The sequence below is a fragment of the Granulicatella sp. WM01 genome (genome assembly GCF_004570605.1).
Taxonomy (GTDB): domain Bacteria; phylum Bacillota; class Bacilli; order Lactobacillales; family Aerococcaceae; genus WM01.
In genome coordinates this window covers 1-234 of record NZ_SPPB01000192.1, presented here as the reverse complement: position 1 = coordinate 234, position 234 = coordinate 1, and the positions used below count along the sequence as shown (strand labels likewise).

Annotated in this window: 1 pseudogene; it reads right to left on the bottom strand. The window is 32.5% G+C overall.

From position 1 onward, the window contains the following. Positions 1-234, bottom strand: a pseudogene (locus E4T68_RS09685) (IS30 family transposase); the annotation flags it as partial.

Sequence of the window (234 nt, the reverse complement as noted above, 5' to 3'; positions counted from 1 at the left end):
TTATGTTGTTTCAAACGAGTAGGGGTTCTCTTGTGACGAATACGTACCATCCGTGGTAAATCAATTGGTTTTAATGGTATAGATTGATTGTGTATCCAATTATAAACAGTTTTAGTGCAAGGGACTAGTTCATCAGAATGCTGCTTTTTATAAGTATTAACAAAGGAATCAACACTATGTATTCTAATCTTTTGAGATAGTGTAGAAATCAATTGTGACATAAACTGTGTAGAT